The sequence below is a fragment of the Streptomyces sp. NPDC003691 genome, from assembly GCF_053981115.1.
Genome location: NZ_JBSFNQ010000203.1, coordinates 1 through 3,468 on the forward strand (window position 1 = coordinate 1; position 3,468 = coordinate 3,468).

At 66.7% G+C, this 3,468-nt stretch carries 1 protein-coding gene; it reads left to right on the forward strand.

The annotated features are described in order from the left end of the window. Positions 1–869: 869 nt before the first annotated feature. Positions 870–3,468 (forward strand): VCBS repeat-containing protein (locus ACWDR0_RS34700; RefSeq protein ID WP_456355822.1); only part of this gene is annotated, 2,599 nt, incomplete at its 3' end.

Here is a 3,468-nt window from a genome sequence, read left to right on the forward strand (position 1 = left end):
TACTCCGGCTCCGTCGGAATCTCCGCAGTCGTCAGCTGCTCCAGATTCCCCCCGTTGATTCCCGGCACGGGTGGCGGCTTCGGGATATCGGTCAGCTCCACCCCCGCCCGGTCCACCGGCGGCGGCAGCGCACTCGCGCCCGGTACCAGGCCCACGGTGAGGGCCATGGAAACCACCGCTATGACGCCTGCGCGCAGGCGTAGGCGGCGGTTCCTCTCAGCTCTGGTGTCCGGGAGTCTCCCCCGGCCACTCCACGACAGCGAATTCCCCACGGTGGCCGTAGCCCTCCCCAGCGGTCCGGAATCAGTTTTCGGGCAGCACAAAGCGGCATGACCCGTCCCTGACATGTCTGTATCCGCCGCATCGTCGGACAGCACCGCACGGCCAGTCAATCGCCTTGATCACGGAGGGTGTGACAACAGTCACCGAAAATAAGGTGTGGTGATAGCGGTGGCGGGCAGGGGCGGAAAAACGGGCGAGTCATTTCATGGGCCATCAAAGTTGCCCGGTATCGACGCTTCGGATGCGTCGTCACAAAGCATCAGCAACGAACCCGCCGATGACCCTGCTTGGGGGGATTCATCCGGACCGAATCACGGAAACGTCCCGTGCTTGAAGGACTACCAGGCACTGTCCGAAGTTCCGTGAATGGCTTGAAATTTTTGTGAGGGCATCACCGCGTGATGGTCACGAGTGATGCACGGTAAGGCCCGGTCCGTCATGCTGACTGGCGCTCTCCCCAGGTCAGAGGCTTGTGCTGCCCATGACCGGGTGGGGCGGACTATCGGAGACAGCACGGCATCTCGCCTCCCGGACGGCCGCGTTCGTGGTTGCGCGTACTGCCGTTCAGGGGAGGGGATTCCAGCACCGTGGAACGTCCACGTCTCATCCGGGGACTGCCCCGGCGCACCGCAGCGGGGGTGGCGGCCGTACTGGCTGCGGCGCTCGGCGCCACGCTGCTGATACCCGACGGCGGCGATGGGGCGGGGTCCCCGCCCGAGCGCGCTCCTGTGAAGGCGGATGCCGCTCGTTCAGGTGGTGAGCCGCTGGACGAGAAGGCGGCGCGGGAGAAGGCGATGAAGACCGGGAAGCCGGTCGAAGTCCTCTCTGAGAGGGATGCCACCTCGACCGTTCACGCCCTGCCGAACGGGAAGTTCCGGCTGTCGACGCAGGCCGCCCCGGTTCGCGCCCAGGTCGACGGTGAGTGGCTGCCCATCGATACGACGCTGAAGAAGACCGGTGACGGCTGGCGGCCGAAGGCGACGGTCAACCCGGTCACCTTCCACAGCGGCAAGGCGCGGAAGAAGAACAGCAAGGGCGAGCGGAGCAGCCGTAACTACGCCCGTCTTCCGCTGGCGAAGTCCGCTGACGGCCAGTACACCGACCTGGCCACGTTCACGGCGGAGGGGCGTGAGCTGACTGTTGGGTGGCCGGGTGAGCTGCCGGAGCCCGAGGTCAGCGGTGCCAGTGCTCTCTACAAGGACGTCCTCGACGGTGTGGACCTGCTGCTGACCGCGCGGGACACCGGGTTCACCCATGTCCTGGTGGTCCACAGCGCGGAAGCCGCCGCGAATCCCGCCCTGAAGAAGATCTCGTACAAGCTGTCGTCGGCGGATCTGTCGTTCTCGCTGAACGAGAAGAACGATGTGCTGACGGTGAAGGACCCGCAGGGCGTGGAGGTTGGCGGCTCGCCTTCCCCCTTCATGTGGGACTCCAGCGGGAAGCCCGCCGTCACCCAGGGCGAGTCCGCCAGGGACACCGAAGCCGCCGCCGGGGGCACCTTCGCCCTCACCGGCCTCCTCGGACCCCAGATCGGGACCAAACGCGCTCCCGCCGCCGCCTCCCTGACCGGTGGCGGCACCGGTGACGCCGTGCTCTCCGTGGCACCCGACGAGAAGCTGCTGACCGGCAAGGACACCGTCTTCCCGGTATTCATCGACCCACCGCTCTACGGCAAGACCGCGGCCTGGACCACCGCCTACGAGCGGTATCCGACAACGAGTTTCTGGGACGGGGCGAACTTCAACTCCGGTACGACGGAGGGCCGGGTGGGCTACGAGTCCACCACCGGTGGTCTGTCGCGTTCCTTCTACCGCCTGACCTGGAAGAGCAGTATCAAGGGCGCGACGATCTCGGACGCGCTCTTCACGTTCCGGCAGACGTACTCCTGGTCGTGCACCGCGTCGGAGATGGAGGTCCACCAGACCGACGACATCTCCTCCGCCACCACCTGGAAGGAACAGCCCACCACCAGGACGCATATCGGCACCAAGAGCTTCGCTCACGGCTGGAACTCCTCCTGCCCGGACGCGTATGTCACCTACTCGGGCAAGTCGATCGCGCAGAGCGTCGCGGCCGGCGCCGGTGACACCAAGCTGACCATCCGGATGAAGGCCAAGAGCGAGACCTCGGCGAACTCGTGGAAGAAGTTCGTCGCCGAGGGTGCCTCGGCGCCGAAGCTGGACATCGACTACACCCGGCCCCCCAAGGAGCCGACCGGACTGACGGTGAACGGCCGGGCCTGCGACACCACCACCCCGTACACCACCTACGGCAAGGGCAACCTGACCTTCGCCGCGGGCAGCTCCGACCCCGACGGCGACCTCAAGTCCCTGTACTTCCAGATCTGGCAGGCAGGAGCCACCACCAAGATCTACGACGGTGCCCGCCCCGCGAGCACCACGACGGGCAAGGGCGACGTCCCGATCGACAAATCGAAGTTCCTCAACGGCAAGACCTACCACTGGTGGGTCAAGGCCGTCGACGGAGCGGGAACCTCCTCCACGTACGCCCCGCCGGGGACGGGAAGCTGCGGATTCGTCTACGACGACACCGCACCCGCATCCCCCGACATCAGCTCCGCCGACTTCCCCGAGGACGACGGCAACGGCGGCAAGTGGAGCGTGAAGCCCTTCGGCACCGCGGGCAAGTTCATCATGAAGCCCGCCGTCACCGGAGGCACCGGGACCGACAAGTTCTACTGGTCCTTCAACCGTGAGGCGTACGTTCCCGAGCGCAGCGCCACCGTCGCGGAGGGCGCGGCGGGCATCCCCCTGAACCCGCCCAACGCCGGCCCCAACATTCTTTATGTGAAGGCCGCCGATGCTGCGGGCAATATGTCGGTCAGCGCGACCCGGTACGTCCACTACGTCACCCCGCGCGACAAGGCCGACGCCCCCGGCGATGTGACCGGTGACGGATTCGCCGACCTCTATGTCATCGACGCCACCGGCGACCTGCGGCTCTACCCCTCGGAAGCGAACGGCGACCTCCACTCCTCGCTCATGGCCGCGCACCACGACGGCAAGCCCATCGAGCTGGACGCCGACGACGACGGCAAGCCCGACTACGGCTACCACTGGGTGGACGCCAACGGGAACAACCCCGCGCTGATCACCCACAACGGCGACTTCACCGGCGGTGACGGCGTCCAGGACCTGGTCGCCCGGATGCCCGACGGCAAGCTCT